The organism is Hydrogenophaga sp. PBL-H3 (assembly GCF_010104355.1).
Lineage (GTDB): Bacteria > Pseudomonadota > Gammaproteobacteria > Burkholderiales > Burkholderiaceae_C > Hydrogenophaga.
This window is the reverse complement of sequence record NZ_CP044972.1, coordinates 763200-777946: the sequence shown is the minus strand read 5'-3', so window position 1 is coordinate 777946 and position 14747 is coordinate 763200. Positions and strand designations below refer to the sequence as shown.

14 protein-coding genes are annotated in these 14747 nt (G+C 64.6%); 1 reads left to right on the top strand and 13 read right to left on the bottom strand.

Going from position 1 to position 14747, the window contains the following annotated elements:
* Positions 1-65: 65 nt before the first annotated feature.
* The 13 genes from F9Z44_RS03710 to F9Z44_RS03650 form a co-directional block, all read right to left on the bottom strand.
* Positions 66-1451 (bottom strand): glutamine synthetase family protein, encoded by a 1386-nt coding sequence (locus F9Z44_RS03710; RefSeq protein ID WP_201450002.1) that lies wholly within the window; start codon positions 1449-1451, stop codon positions 66-68.
* Entirely contained in the window at positions 1448-2203 is a 756-nt protein-coding gene (locus F9Z44_RS03705; RefSeq protein WP_159608562.1) for a DUF3025 domain-containing protein, read from the bottom strand. Before F9Z44_RS03705 ends, F9Z44_RS03710 begins: the two co-directional genes overlap by 4 nt.
* 11 nt (positions 2204-2214) lie before the next feature.
* Positions 2215-3270: a dihydroorotase gene (pyrC, locus tag F9Z44_RS03700; RefSeq protein WP_159603711.1), complete on the bottom strand. Its 1056-nt coding sequence runs from the start codon at positions 3268-3270 to the stop codon at positions 2215-2217.
* Positions 3271-3296: 26 nt separating this feature from the next.
* Entirely contained in the window at positions 3297-4196 is a 900-nt protein-coding gene (locus tag F9Z44_RS03695; protein WP_159603709.1) for an amino acid ABC transporter substrate-binding protein, read from the bottom strand.
* 133 nt (positions 4197-4329) lie between these two features.
* Positions 4330-5067 carry an amino acid ABC transporter ATP-binding protein gene (locus F9Z44_RS03690; protein ID WP_159603707.1) on the bottom strand — a complete coding sequence of 246 codons (738 nt, stop codon included), beginning with the start codon at positions 5065-5067 and terminating at the stop codon, positions 4330-4332.
* Positions 5068-5091: 24 nt separating this feature from the next.
* The gene (locus F9Z44_RS03685; RefSeq protein ID WP_159603705.1) at positions 5092-5763 is read right to left on the bottom strand and encodes an amino acid ABC transporter permease; all 672 of its coding nucleotides are present in this window, start codon (positions 5761-5763) and stop codon (positions 5092-5094) included.
* Between the two features lies 1 nt (position 5764).
* On the bottom strand, positions 5765-6520 hold the full coding sequence (locus F9Z44_RS03680) for an amino acid ABC transporter permease (protein WP_159603703.1): 756 nt from the start codon (positions 6518-6520) through the stop codon (positions 5765-5767).
* Positions 6521-6629: 109 nt separating this feature from the next.
* Entirely contained in the window at positions 6630-7529 is a 900-nt protein-coding gene (locus tag F9Z44_RS03675; RefSeq protein ID WP_159603701.1) for a transporter substrate-binding domain-containing protein, read from the bottom strand.
* A gap of 282 nt (positions 7530-7811) precedes the next feature.
* Entirely contained in the window at positions 7812-8729 is a 918-nt protein-coding gene (locus tag F9Z44_RS03670) for a LysR substrate-binding domain-containing protein (RefSeq protein WP_159603699.1), read from the bottom strand.
* A 22-nt stretch (positions 8730-8751) separates the two neighbouring features.
* A complete protein-coding gene (locus F9Z44_RS03665) occupies positions 8752-9525 on the bottom strand; it encodes a hypothetical protein (protein ID WP_159603697.1) in 774 nt (257 codons plus the stop codon).
* Between the two features lie 17 nt (positions 9526-9542).
* On the bottom strand, positions 9543-10202 hold the full coding sequence (locus F9Z44_RS03660; RefSeq protein WP_159603695.1) for a TetR/AcrR family transcriptional regulator: 660 nt from the start codon (positions 10200-10202) through the stop codon (positions 9543-9545).
* Positions 10203-10207: 5 nt separating this feature from the next.
* The gene (locus F9Z44_RS03655) at positions 10208-11464 is read right to left on the bottom strand and encodes a patatin-like phospholipase family protein (protein WP_159603693.1); all 1257 of its coding nucleotides are present in this window, start codon (positions 11462-11464) and stop codon (positions 10208-10210) included.
* A 130-nt stretch (positions 11465-11594) separates the two neighbouring features.
* On the bottom strand, positions 11595-12149 hold the full coding sequence (locus F9Z44_RS03650) for a phasin family protein (RefSeq protein WP_159603691.1): 555 nt from the start codon (positions 12147-12149) through the stop codon (positions 11595-11597).
* Positions 12150-12355: 206 nt separating this feature from the next.
* Between F9Z44_RS03650 and F9Z44_RS03645 the strand changes: the two genes are divergently transcribed.
* Positions 12356-14341 carry an SDR family oxidoreductase gene (locus tag F9Z44_RS03645; protein ID WP_159603689.1) on the top strand — a complete coding sequence of 662 codons (1986 nt, stop codon included), beginning with the start codon at positions 12356-12358 and terminating at the stop codon, positions 14339-14341.
* Positions 14342-14747: the final 406 nt, after the last annotated feature.

The window sequence follows — 14747 nt, the reverse complement described above, 5'->3', positions numbered from 1 at the left end:
GGGATGATAAGTGGGGTGGCTTGTGCGGTTCTTCAAGCCACACGACCTTCACGCAACCTCGATGGTCAGACTTGAGGCAACAGAAACCGCCGTTCCCAGGCGCTGATTTCGCTCAGAAAACTGTCGTGCTCCATCGCCTTGACCGCCAGGTAAGCCCGCACAAAGCGTTCACCCAGCAGGCGTGGCGCGTGTTCACTCTGGGCCATTTGTTCGTGGGCGGTGGAAAAAGTTCGCGGCAGGCCGCGCGGCAGGTCGTATCCGTTGCCTTGCACCGGATCGCCCGGCAGACAACGCGCCTGCAGCCCGGCCAGGCCAGCCGACAGCGTGGCGGCCATGGCCAGGTAGGGGTTGGCATCGGCACCGGCGAGCCGGTTTTCCACCCGGCGCGCCGCCGCCGGGCTCACCGGCACGCGCAGGCCGGCGGTGCGGTTGTCGTACCCCCAGGCCACGTTGGTGGGCGCCTGGCTACCGCTCACATAGCGCCGGTAGGAGTTGACCGTGGGCGCATAGACGAGCATGAGGTCGGGCGTGAAAGCCTGCAGGCCGCCGATGTAGTGCAAAAAGGCGTCGCTGGCGGACCCGTCGGCCTGGCTGAAGATGTTGCGGCCTTCAGCATCCACCACGCTCTGGTGCAGGTGCATGGAACTGCCGGCCTCGCCGGCGATGGGCTTGGCCATGAAGACCGCGTTCAGGCCGTGCTGCAGGGCGATCTCGCGCGCTGCCGTCTTGAACAGGAAAGCCTGGTCGGCCAGGGCCACCGGGTCGCCGTGCAGCAGGTTGATCTCGTACTGGCACGGCCCCACCTCGTGCAGCCAGGTGTCGGCCCGGATGCCCAACGCGTCGATGGCGGCGTGGAAGGCGTCCCAGAACGGTGCGAGTTCGTTGAGGGCGTTCAGGCTGAAGGCCGACTGCCCCACCTCGGGCCGGCCACCGCGACCCAGCGGGGCGGTGAGTGGTTGGGCCGGGTCCGTCATGGCGGCGGTCAGGTAGAACTCGATCTCGGGCGCAACCACCGGCGTGAGCCCCATGGCCTGGTAGCGCGCCACCACGTTTTTCAGCACCGAGCGCGGGGCGAATTCGCAGAGGCTGCCGTCGAGCTCCACGCAGTCGTGCACCGCCAGGTAGCGCGGCACGCTGGCCCAGGGTGCCAGCTTGAGCGTAGACAAGTCGGGCACCAGGCGCACGTCGGGGTCGCTGTCGGGAAAGATCGGGTCGCAGGAGTACTCACCCGTCACGCACTGCATGGGAATGGCCTGGCAGATCCGCAGCTCGCCACCGGCTGCGAAACTGGCCGCCGGCATGAGCTTGCCGCGCGGGTAGCCGGTGACGTCGGCAAACAGGCACTCCAGGTCGCGCACGCCAGTGGCACGGAAGTGGGCGGCGAGCTCGGCGCGGTCGGCGTCTTGCGCCAGATCCAGGTGGGACCAGGAAGGTGATGTCGGCAGGGTCATGGATTGTTCATGGGAGCGCCTGGACGCCGGGGGCGAAACACACTGGCGTCGGCATAGAAGGCGGGATCATCGTTGGCGGGCCACCAACCCGGCACGCCCAGCACGGGCAGGGGCGTGAACGGCTTGGCCACCAACACCGGCGCGCTCAGGCACCGGGCCAGCCAGGCGTCCCAGGCAGCGAGGTCGTCACCCAGCGATACCGGCACCGGTTCGCTGAACACGTGGGCGGTGATCGACTTGTAAGGCGTGACGAGTTTTTCGAGCAGCGCGTGGCCAAACAGCACCAGCCGCGCCTGCGCCCAGAGCGGGCGCAGCGTGACGAACAGGCGCTGCCAGTCGCGCGCAGTCAAGGCGTCCCACAGCGGCTGGGGGGCTTGCAGCAGCGCGGCGTTTTCATCGAACAGGGTGAGTGCATCGCGCACCGGTCCGCGCACTTCGCGCACGCCAGCGAGTGCGATCTCGCCCGCCTGCAGCTGGTTGAGCCGCTGCTTGGTCAACGGAAAGCGCAGCCAGCACAGGCCGTTGAAAAAATCGTGCAGATTCTCGCGCGTGGGCACCTGGCGGGTATCGAAGATGAACTGCTCGTAGGCCGTGCCGGCGGGCAGATCGGCCTGTGGCACGAAGCGCACCGGACTGGCACCCTGGGCATCGAGTGCCTGCGGCAACACCACGCCGCGAGCCAGCGCCTGGGCCACCGCCAGCCCCTCGGCCGCCACGGGCGCAAACCAGGGCGCGCTCCAGTCCGGTGACAAGCCCAAGGAACTCAGGCCTGCAACCGCCAGGGCAGCGCCTCGCCACCGCGCAGCGGCTTGAGATCGGCCTCGCCGAAGCGGAAGCTCTCAGGCGTGGTCCAGCTCTCGCGCTTGAGCGTGACGGTGCCGCTGTTGCGCGGCAGACCGTAGAAGGCCGGGCCATTGAAGCTGGCGAAGGCTTCGAGCTTGTCGAGCGCGCCCACGGTGTCGAAGGCCTCGGCATACATCTCGATCGCGGCGTGCGCGGTGTAGCAGCCGGCGCAGCCCACCGCGTGCTCCTTCAGGTGGGCCGGGTGTGGCGCGCTGTCGGTGCCGAGGAAAAAGCGGTCGATGCCACTGGTGGCGGCAGTCAGCAGGGCCTGGCGGTGCGTTTCGCGCTTGAGCACCGGCAGGCAGTAGTAGTGCGGGCGGATGCCGCCGGTGAAGATGGCGTTGCGGTTGTAGAGCAGGTGGTGCGCGGTGAGCGTGGCGGCAGTGAAGGGGCTGGCTTCGGCCACGTATTGCGCGGCCTCTTTCGTGGTGATGTGCTCGAACACCACCTTGAGTTCGGGGAAGTCGCGGCGCAGGGGAATCATCTGCTGGTCGATGAAGACGGCCTCGCGGTCGAACAGGTCAATGTCGGGCGAGGTCACTTCGCCGTGCACCAGCAGCAGCAAACCGGCGCGCTGCATGGCTTCCAGCGTCTTGTAGGTCTTGCGAATGTCGGTCACACCGGCGTCGCTGTTGGTCGTGGCGCCAGCGGGATAAAGCTTGAGCGCGACCACCCCGGCGTCCTTGGCGCGCGCGATCTCGTCGGCGGGCAGGTTGTCGGTGAGGTAGAGCGTCATCAGCGGCTCGAAACTCATACCCGCGGGCACGGCAGCGCGGATGCGGTCGCGGTAGGCCAACGCCTGCGCCGCAGTGGTCACCGGCGGCTTGAGGTTGGGCATGATGATGGCGCGGCCGAACTGGGCCGCGGTGTGCGGCACCACGGTGCGCAGGGCCTCGCCGTCGCGCACGTGCAGGTGCCAGTCGTCGGGCCGGGTGATGGTGAGGGTGTTGGTGGGGGTGACAGTCGCAGCGTTCATGCCCCGATTGTCGCAAACCGACCAGCCTACAAAGGCACCTTGTCGGTTGGGTACTTCCAGAAGTCGCGCAGCAGGTAGCTGATGGGCAGGTTCAGTGGCACGCCTTTGGGTGGAATCTGCTTCTCGAACCAGGTGGCGTAGATGGCATGAATCTCACCGCTGTAGATGAGCCGACGCATTTCATCGTCAACGATCTTCTTGAAAGCGGGATCGTCCTTGGACAACATGATGGCCAAGGCCTCGGTGGTGAAGAACCTGCCCACCACCTTCAGCGCCTTGGGGTCGGGGCGCCCGGCAGCCAGGCCAAAGAGCAACACATCGTCCATGGCAAAAGCGTCGGCTTCGCCGCTCTCGACCATGGCCACCGCCTGTTGGTGGTCCTCGGCTTCCAGAATACGCAACTTGAGGAAACGCTCCAGATCGAGGCGACGCAAAGCCGCCAGCGGTGTGGTGTTGCGGGTGGACACCACGGTCTTGAGGGCGGGATGGTCCAGTCGGTCCACCGGGCTGCCCGACTTGACCAACAAGCGCGCACCGGTGATGAAATGCGGAATGGTGAACGCCACCTTGTCTCGGCGGGCGGCGTTGTTGGTGGTGGAGCCACATTCCATGTGAACCTTGCCTTGCGCCACCATGTCAATGCGGTTGGCTGGCGTGACCTGCACATACTCGACCGCCAATTGGGTCAGGCCGATCTTCTGCTGCACCGCCACGGCCAGCCGGCGGCAGATGTCCAGTGCGTAGCCCACAGGCTTCTTCTGGTCGTCAACAAAGGAGAACGGCACCGCCGACTCCCGATGGGCCAACACCAGCTTTCCCTGAGCACGAAGCTGGTCCAGAACAGGTCCGGACTGCGCCTGGGCGAGACCTGTCAGGCTGATAACGGACGCCAGAACCAACCGCGCAAAAGAAGACACTTGTGCCATGGAGCTCTCCAGTTGAGCAACACGCCGGCAGGACGGGGGGGGTGTTGCGGCCTCTGCCGGTTTGCAGCTGGATGAAGCTTAGGCACGAGTCGCCAGGTCGTCTCTAACCCCCCGGCGGTATTTTCAAGGCGCTTCAGTGAGCCAGGATTTTGTTGAGGAAGTCCTTGGTCCGTGGCTGGCGTGCCTCGGGCTTGCCGAAGAAGTCGTCCTTGGAGCAGTCCTCCAGGATCTTGCCGCCCACGTCCATGAAGATCACGCGGTTGCTGACCTTGCGCGCAAAGCCCATTTCGTGCGTCACGCACATCATGGTCATGCCTTCGTTGGCCAGGCCGATCATCACGTCGAGCACCTCGCCCACCATCTCGGGGTCCAGCGCCGAGGTGGGTTCATCGAACAGCATCACGATCGGGTCCATCGACAGCGCGCGCGCGATCGCCACGCGCTGCTGCTGGCCGCCCGAGAGCTGGCCCGGGAACTTGTCCTTGTGCAGCGACAGGCCCACGCGGTCGAGCATCTTGAGGCCCCGCGTCTTGGCTTCGTCGGGACTTCGGCCCAGCACCTTGATCTGCGCAATCGTGAGGTTCTCCGTCACCGACAGGTGCGGGAACAGTTCGAAGTGCTGGAACACCATGCCCACGCGGCTGCGCAGTTTGGGCAGGTCGGTCTTGGGGTCGTGCACCGGCACGCCGTCCACCGTGATCTCGCCCTTCTGGAAGGGTTCGAGCGCGTTGATGGTCTTGATGAGGGTCGACTTGCCCGAGCCCGACGGGCCGCAGACCACGACGACTTCACCCTTCTGGATGTTGGTGGAGCAATCGGTCAGCACCTGCACGCTGCCGTACCACTTGGAGACGTTCTTGAGTTCAATCATGGCAATTCCTGGTTAACGGGCGCATCAACGGATGATGGCGATCTTCTTGTGCAGTTGCTTGACGGACCACGACAACGCATAGCACATGACGAAATAGACCACGGCGGCTGCGAGGTAGGCCTCGATCGGGCGACCGAAATTCTTGCCCGCGACCTCGAAGCCCTTGAGCATGTCGTAGGCGCCGATGGCATACACCAGCGAGGTGTCCTGAAACAGGATGATGGTCTGCGTGAGCAGCACTGGCAGCATGTTGCGGAAGGCCTGGGGCAGCACCACCAGCTTCATGTTCTGGCCATAGCTCATGCCCAGCGCCTGGCCCGCGAACACCTGGCCGCGCGGGATCGACTGGATGCCCGCACGCATGATTTCGCTGAAGTACGCCGCCTCGAAAGCAATGAAGGTGATCACCGCCGACACCTCGGCACCGATGGGACGCCCGATCAGCAACGGCACCAGCAGGAAGAACCACAGGATCACCATCACCAGCGGGATGCTGCGCATGCCGTTGACGTAGACCGTGGCCGGCGCCTCAAGCCATTTCTTGCCCGACAGACGCATGAGCGCCAGCACGGTGCCGAAGATGATGCCGCCGATGGTGGCCACGACAGTCAGCATCACGCTGAAGTACAGACCCTTCAGCACGAAGTTGCTGATGAGGTCCCAGTTGTAGAAAGAAAAGTCGAGGTTGAGGTTCATGTCAGTGCCCCCCCGTCCCGCCGGCCACGACAAAGCCCGGTATGCGCGCGCGCTTCTCGATGAACGCCATGATGCGGTTGATGGCGAAGGCAGAGATGATGTAGAGCCCAGTCACGGCGAGGTAGACCTCGACGCCGCGCGAGGTCTCTTCCTGCGCCTGCATGGCAAACATGGTGAGTTCGGACACCGACACCGCGAACGCCACCGATGAGTTCTTGAAGATGTTCATCGTTTCGCTGGTCAGCGGCGGGATGATGATGCGAAAGGCCATGGGCAGCAGCACATAGCGGTAGTACTGGAAGGTGGTGAAGCCCATGGCCATGCCCGCGTATCGCTGGCCGCGTGGCAGGGCCTGGATGCCCGAGCGCACCTGCTCGGCGATACGCGCCGAGGTGAAAAAGCCCAGGGCGAACACCACGAGTACAAAGCCGGGGACCCCCTGCAAGGCAACAAACATCGAGGGGAGCACGTGGTACCAGAGGAATATCTGCACCAGCAAGGGGATGTTGCGGAACAACTCCACCCAGGCATTGCCCAGACGCACCACCATGGGCCGGTCGGGCAGCGTGCGCAATGTGCCGATCACCACCCCGATCACCAGTGCGAGCAACAAGGCCAGCAGCGCCACCGACACCGTCCAGCCCCAGGCCGACAGCATCCAGTCGAGGTAAGTGATGTCACCGCCCTTGCCAAAGCAGCCCTGCACCGGCTGCCGTTCGATGGTGTCCTCGCAGAACACCTGCCAATCCCAGCTCATAGGAGCCCTTTCTTTTTCTTGTCAACGCAGCGCCACGACGACCGTGGGCGACCACGAAAACGCCCCTTCAAATGATCCACTTGAAGGGGCGTGGCTGGAGCTTGCGCGCTTACTTCTTGACGTAGTCTTCCATCGGCTTGTCGTTCGGCGCAGCCCAGGCCGCCTTGGTGGCGTCGGAGATCGGAAGACCGATCTTCACGTTGGCCGGCGGGATCGGTTGGATGAACCACTTGTCGTACAGCTTGGCGAGCGAGCCATCGGCAATCTGGCGCTTGATGCTGTCGTCCACGGCCTTCTTGAAGGCCGGGTCGTCCTTGCGCAGCATGCAGGCGATCGGCTCGACCGACAGGACCTCACCCACGATCTTGAAATCGGCGGGATTTTTCGCCTTGGAGATGTTCGCGGCCAGGATGGAGCCGTCCATCACGAAGGCATCGGCACGGCCCGATTCGAGCAGCAGGAAGCTGTCGGCGTGGTCCTTGCCGTAGACCTCCTTGAAGTCGATGCCACCGGCGCGCTCGTTCTTGCGCAGCGTCTGCACCGAGGTGGTGCCGGTGGTGGTGGCCACGTTCTTGCCGGCCAGGTCCTTGATGCCGTTGATGCCGGAGTTGGCCTTGACCGCAATGCGAACTTCTTCCACGTAGGTGGTCACGGCGAACGACACGTCTTTCTGGCGCGTGGCGTTGTTGGTGGTGGAGCCGCACTCCAGATCAACCGTGCCGTTCTGCACCAGGGGGATGCGGTTCTGCGAGGTGACCGGCTGGTACTTCACTTCCAGTGAGGTCAGGCCCAGTTGCTTGCGGATGTCGGACAGGACGATTTCGCCCATTTCGGTGTGGAAGCCGACGTACTTGCCGTTGCCCAGGGTGTAGCCCAGGCCGGACGACTCGCGCACGCCCAGGGACACGCTGCCGGACGCCTTGATCTTGGCCAGCGTGTCGCCGGTCTGGGCCAGGGCGCTGCTGGCGGCCAATGCGGTTACGGCCCATGCGAGCAGGTGCTTCTTCATAACGATCTCCTTGCTTGTAAAAAAACGATAAACCCAACGATCTTCAGCTTGATGCGCGGCCCCTCGGACACGGGCACACCACTTGCATGATGCTACGCACGCAAACTCCGTTCCACCCGGGAATTCCCACCCTGCGGGCAACGAGGTCAGTGAATGTAACGAGGGGCCTGGACAAACGCCAATGCCGATTGCAGAGCCGATCATGCAAACCGTTCATGTCCGAATTTACCCCAATGGTCTGCAATGGCGATCCGCGCTAGCAACCACCCGCCAAAGAAGGAATCAAGCCGCTTCCAACCGCTGGCGCAAGTCGTTCCAGAACTTCTCTACCGGGCCTTTGGCCTTGCGCGCCACCGGCCGCTCGCGGTAGATGCGGATGTCCAGGGCGGTCTCCAACCCGCCGCCGGCCGAGACCAGTTTGCGGGTGGCCACCTCGTTGCGAACTGCGCTGGCCGGCAGGAAGGCAATGCCGTGGCCCTCCAGGGCCATGGCCTTGAGGCCTTCGGCCATGTCGGTCTCGTAGATGCGATCCAGGTGCATGGGCACGCTGCTCTGCTTGAGCATCTGGTCCACCGCCCGGCCGAGGTACGCGCCGGGCGCATAGGCCAGGTAGGGCTGCGGATGACCTGCCAGACCCGGCAGTGAGAAGGCGGGCGCACCGGTGGAAGTGGGCTTGACATAGGGCGCCAGCAGCTCCCGGCCCAGCGGCAGCATCTCGTAGCGGTTGGCATCGAGCTGAATGGGCTGCGACTCGTGGTGATAGGCGATCAGCAGGTCGCAGCTGCCCTCGACCAGACGCAGCACCGCGTCGTGCACGTTCAAGGCGATGAGGCGGCTCTTGATCGGGCCACAGGTCTCGCGCAGGCTGGAAAGCCACGACGGAAAAAACGTGAACGCCAGCGTGTGCGGCACGGCGAACTCGATCACGTCCTGTGCTGCCGCCGTGTGAGCCCTGAGCATGGCGCGCGTGCTCTGCATGGCCTGAAGCATTTCCAGCGCCTGGTCGTACAAGGTCTGGCCTGCCGGCGTGAGGCGTGTGGGGTACGAGGAGCGGTCGACCAGATCGGTGCCGGCCCAGGCTTCCAGCGACTGAATGCGACGCGAGAACGCGGGCTGGGTGACGTGGCGAAGCTGAGCCGAGCGGCTGAAGCTGCGGGTTTCAGCCAGGCTGACGAAGTCTTCGAGCCACTTGGTTTCCATGGGGCGCGATTATGGCGTGACCCTAGCCTTCCAGCGTCAACCGTACGGAGGCAACGTACAGCCGCTCCATGGCATCGAGCGCCTGCACCGCAGCAGCGCGATCCTGCAGATGGCGGGCTTCTTCCATCCGCTTGTGACCATCCAGCATGAGCAAGCCGTTGGCGTACTCCGACAAGGTGATGGCCGAATCGGGGTTGAGCGCGAGCGCCTTCTGGTACAGCGCCAGGCCTGCGTCCTTGCTGGCCCCGTGCGTGATGCCCCCCACCACTGCACCCACCTTGTCGATCACCTCGGCGTGGTAGCCGGCCAGCGCGAGGTGCGCATCGGCATGGCGCGGCGCCAGCGCGATGGTGGTCTCCAGTGCACGGCGGATCTTCACGCCCAGCCCTTGCGTGAGCGCCTTGGCCACACTGATGCACTGGCTGTAGCGGGCCAGCGCATAGGCCTGCCAGTACCAGGCGCCGGCGTTGTCCGGCTCTCGCTTCTGCAGAGCTTCGGCCCGTGCCGCGGTGTCCATCAACAGCTGCTGGCGCGCGTGCTCGCGTGGCTCCAGGTAGTTGGCATAGATGCAGGTGGCTTTGTTGGCCACGTTCATGCCCGCGTCACCCAGCGCGAGGCCACTGAGGGCGGCTCGCTGGAACTCCCCGTTGTGAAACTGGGCCCAGGCCTCCAGCACGCCGGCTTGCTCGGGCCAGGGCTCTGCATCGCCCAAGTGCAGCCGATCCCACTGGTGCTGCAGCTGGTTGCTGTCGAACCGGGGTGTCACGGTCCAGGGGAAAGAGGTCCAGGTGTCCATCGTTGTCTCCTCGTGCGTCAGGCACTGGGGCTGTAAGCCGCGGTGAGATGGATCAGGTGCTGCCGCTGCGAGCTCTCAAGGTAAGGCGCCAGCAGGTTGAGCACATGGTAGGCGCCGCGCATCAAGGCCTGTTGCGCGTTGTCCGGCTCCAGCGCGTGGCGCGGATCGCGCACGTACTCGAAGCTCAACCAGTAGGTGAGCACCACCACCATGCTGTCGGCGGTGGGCTCCATTTCGCGCGCGTCCATGGTCACCGCGCTGTTGCGGCTGAGGGCCGCGAGCAAACTTCGGATGGCGCGCGTCTTGTGCTTCAGCACGTCCTGGAAATGGGTTTCCAGCAAACGGTTCTTCGACAGCAGGTCGTTGAGGTCGCGGTAAAGAAAGCGGTACTCCCAGATGATCTCGAACAACGAGTGAAGGAAGAACCAGGCGTCCTCCACGTTGCGCACGCCTTCGCTGGCGCCCAGCAACTCACCCAGCGCCTTCTCGTAGCGCTCGAACAGCGAGTTGATCAGCTCGTCCTTGGCCGGGTAGTGGTAATACAGGTTGCCCGGGCTGATGCCCAGTTCAGCCGAGATCAGCGTGGTCGACACGTTGGGCTCGCCGAAGCGGTTGAAGAGTTCGAGCGTGACCTCGAGAATGCGCTCGGCGGTGCGGCGCGGGGCTTTCTTGGCCATGGCGCTCAGCGGCCCAGGGCCGGTGTGCCGAGCTGGCGCTGCAGGTCGTCCAGGGTGGCGTGCAGTTGTCGGCCCATCGCGGTCTGGGCAGGCACCGACGGCTCTTTCACCAGGTGCAGGTCGGCGTTGGTCAGCGCCGCTGTGTTCAGCGTCACGCCGTGGCGCGCCAACTTGGGCGTCAGTTCGACCTGTCGCTCGCGCAGCATCTTGCGCGTCTGCTGGTAGGCGTGTTCGGCGATCTCGCGGCGCTGGCGGTAGCTGAAGGTGTTGGCGGTGAACAGCTTGGCGTCGCGCTGGTCGGGCTCGATGAGCACGATGTCGCTGCCTGGGTAGAGGCGCTCGTAGTTCTTCATGCCCAGTTCGAGCCGCGAATGGATCATGGAGCGGAAGGTCTGGCTCATCACCGCCGGGAAGCCACCTTCGACCAGCGACGGAATGTGATCGGTTTGTTCGCCCACCGCGTGCGCCCGAAACGGCACCAGCGGATTCAGGCACAACAGCAGCCCCGCGCCTTCGTCGAGCGCCACGGTGGCATGCAGGGTTTTCTTGAGCGCTCCGTCCACATAGTGTTGACCGTCAATCTCAACTGGCGGAAACAGGCCGGGCAAAGCGGCGCTGGCCTGGATCGCCCGCGAGATCGGCACGTGGTCCCAACCCGCCTTGCCAAACGGTGCGGCCTCGCCGGTGTCAAGCTGCGTGGCCACCAGCGTGAGGCGGGCGCGCAAGCGGCGGAAATCGTTGGTTCGGCCAGGTTGGCTGAACAGGCGCTCGATCTGCTGGTGGATGCCCTCGTTGTCCAGCAAGCCCGTGGGCAGCGCCGCGCCCAGGCGCTCGAACGCATTGGTGAAGTCCTTCCCCTGCACGCCCCAGGCCCACAGGGCACTGCCCAGCAGTCCCGGCAGGCGCTGCAGGCGACTCCCGAACTCGGCCCAGGCGGGTTTGAGCAGCCAGGCGGGATCAAAATGGTCGGCCCCCTGGCGGTCTTCGATGAAGGCTTCGCAGAGCTGCCGAGGTGTCATGCCGTTGGCCAGCCCCGCCACGATGAAACCGCCCGCGGACACGCCGATGTAGTGGTCGCAGTGGTTGAGGTCCAGTCCTTCGAGGCTGTCGGCCAGGGCGCAGAGCGCGCCGATTTCGTAGATCGCGCCCAGCGGTCCACCACCAGCGAGGGCCAGCGCAATGCGGGGGCGCTCGGGCTTGACCGGCCGGCTCCTGGCGTTGCGCGGGTGCGGTGCGGGGTGAGCTTCGCGCGGGGTCTTCATGCGTTCGAGTGTAGACCGCAGGTGTCGCTGAAAGTGCTGCATTGCAGCATGAACGGCGGGCGCAAAAAAGGGGCGCGAACGCCCCTGTGCCGAATGCCGCCGTCAGGCCGCATGGTGCCGTGCATGGCGCTCAGGCAGCGGCCGACTTTCGGGTGGTTTTGCGGGCTGCGGGCTTGGCGGCCACCTTGACTGCAGGCTTGGCGGCAGCCACCTTCTTCGCCGGCGCGGCCTGGCGCGCCGCTGTCCTGGCCGGCGCTTTTCCGCCGAGCTGCTGCACGTGCTGGTTGAGCGCATCGATGCGCTTGATCAACGCGTCCACATCGCGCGCCGAGGGCACGCCGAGCTTGTTCAATGCCTTGGCCACGCGCTCCTCGAAGATCGATTCGAGCTTGTCCCACTGGCCCGATGCCTTGGAAGAAATGTCGGTGGCCATGCTGCTGACCTTGTTGGTGGCTTCGGAGATGCGCTCTTCGGCGACGGCCTGGGTCTTGCGCTGGATCGACAGACCTTCCTTCACCAGAGACTCGAAGGCCTTGCCGCCCTCTTCCTGGGCTTTGGCAAACGCGCCGAGGCCAGCCAGCCAGATCTGCTGGGCCGAATCCTTGATGGCGCCGGACAGCGGGGAATTGAAAGCCTGGGCAGCGGCTTTGTTGTCGCCGCCATTCTTCTGGATCTTCTTGACCATGGGTGCTCCTGTGGGTTGAGATGGATGGTCAGGCTTGACGCCCGATTGGCGCCACTGTACGGGCTGGCTGCAGGCCCTGTGTAGGGGCGCAAGACTAATGCCGGCGCGGCGTACGCGGGTTTTTGCGGAATGGGCCACACAGGTTCGTGGACAAGAATGCAGAGACTTCGCCTCGCTCACACCACCATCTGTTTCAGGAGACCTTCATGCATTACTTCGTCACCGGTGCCACCGGCTTCATCGGCAAGCGCCTGGTGGGCAAGCTGCTCCAGCGCAAGGGCGCGGTGGTGCACTTCCTCATCCGCAAGGAAAGCGAAGGAAAGGTGGCGGGTATGCGCGAGTACTGGGGAGTGGGTGCGGCGCGTGCGGTGCCGGTGTTTGGCGACCTCACCACCAAGAAGCTGGGCGTCTCGGCCGACGACGTGAAATCGCTCAAGGGCCAGATCGACCACTTCTACCATCTGGCTGCGGTGTACGACCTGGAAGCCGACGCCGAGAGCCAGATCACGGTGAACGTGGACGGTACGCGCAACACGGTGGAGTTCGCCAAGGCCATCGGTGCAGGCCACTTTCACCACGTGTCGTCGATTGCCGCGGCTGGCCTGTATGAGGGCGTGTTCCGCGAAGACATGTTCGACGAGGCCGAGGGCCTGGACCACCCCTACTTCATGACCAAGCACGAGAGCGAAAAGATCGTGCGCGAGGAATGCAAGGTGCCGTGGAGCGTGTACCGCCCCGCCGCCGTGGTGGGCGACAGCCAGACCGGCGAGATGGACAAGATCGACGGGCCTTACTACTTCTTCAAGCTGATCCAGCGCCTGCGCCAGATCCTGCCGCCGTGGATGCCCAGCGTGGGCCTGGAAGGTGGGCGCATCAACATCGTGCCGGTCGACTTCGTGGTCGATGCACTCGACCACATCAGCCACCTCAAGCGCAGCAGTGGCGCCTGTTTCCACCTGGTGGACCCGATGGGCTACCGCGTGGGCGACGTGCTCGACATCCTGAGCAAGGCGGCGCACGCGCCCAAGATGAACCTGTTCATCAACGCCGCGCTGATGGGCTTCATTCCCAAGAGCGTGAAGAAAGGTTTGATGGCGCTGGCACCGGTGCGCCGCGTCTACAAGGCCATCATGCAGGACCTCGGGTTGCCCGAGGACATGATGACCTTCGTCAACTACCCCACGCGCTTTGATTGCCGCGAGACACTCGCCGCACTCAAGGGCAGCGGCATTGCGTGCCCCAACTTCAAGGACTACGCCTGGCGGCTGTGGGACTACTGGGAACGCCATCTCGACCCCGACCTGCACATCGACCGCAGCCTCAAGGGCACCGTGGCGGGCAAGGTGGTGCTGGTCACTGGTGGCAGCTCGGGGATTGGTCTGGCGGCAGCGCACAAGTTTGCCGAGGCGGGTGCGGTGACGATCATCTGCGGACGCGACCAGGACAAACTGGATGAAGCCTGCAAGGAAGCGAAAGACAAGGGCTACCAGTTCATCGCCTACCCTGCCGACATCGCCGACATGGCCGATGCCGACCGATTTGTGCAACTGCTGGTGGCCAACCACGGCGGCGTGGATTTCCTCATCAACAACGCCGGCCGATCGATCCGTCGCGCCATCGAAGGCAGCTACGACCGCTTCCACGATTTCGAGCGCACCATGCAGCTCAACTACTTCGGCTGCCTGCGCGTGACCATGGGCCTGCTGCCCGGCATGGTGGCCAAGCGCAAGGGCCATGTGGTCAACATCAGCTCCATCGGCGTGTTGACCAACGCGCCGCGCTTCTCGGCCTATGTGGCGAGCAAGGCCGCGCTGGACGCGTGGACACGCTGCGCGAGCAGCGAGTTCGCCGACCAGGGCATCAGCTTCACCACCATCAACATGCCATTGGTGCGCACGCCCATGATCGCGCCGACGCAGATCTACAAGAACGTGCCGACGCTGGCGCCGGAAGAAGCCGCCGACATGATCGCGCAGGCCTGCATTTTCAAGCCGGTGCGCATTGCAACCCGCCTGGGCATCACGGGCCAGGTGATGCACGCCATGGTGCCGCGCGTGGCGCAGATCGTGATGAACACGAGCTTTCGCATGTTCCCGGATTCGTCGGCGGCCAAGGGGGACAAGGGAGGGAAGTCGCAGTTGTCGGCTGAGGCTGTTGCCATGCAGCAGATGATGCGGGGGATTCACTTCTGACTCTTGTGTTTGAAGTGGTGGGTTTGTTGTCGTGGCAGGCCGGGTCTCGGCCCGGCGGCCGAGGCACTTTTCTTTGCTTCGCCAAAGAAAAGTACCCAAAAGAAAGGCGAGCCGAAGACCGGGGCCCTGCGGGCTTCCTTGCGCTGCTCGTGTCGCTCGGGGTGCGCGCAAACTTGTCCGCTGCGCGGCCTTCGGACATGCGCGCCCCCTGTCCGAGCGCCCCTGTGCTGCTCAGCCCGGTCTGACGGCGGGCTCGTTGGCCTGGGTTTCTGTATGCGGGCCCTCACCCCAGCCCTCTCCCAGAGGGAGAGGGGGCAAGGCACGTGCTCCGGAGAGGGAAGCACTCCCCGCATTCACTCCCTCTCCCTCTGGGAGAGGGCAGGGGTGAGGGCACCCCCACCAACCA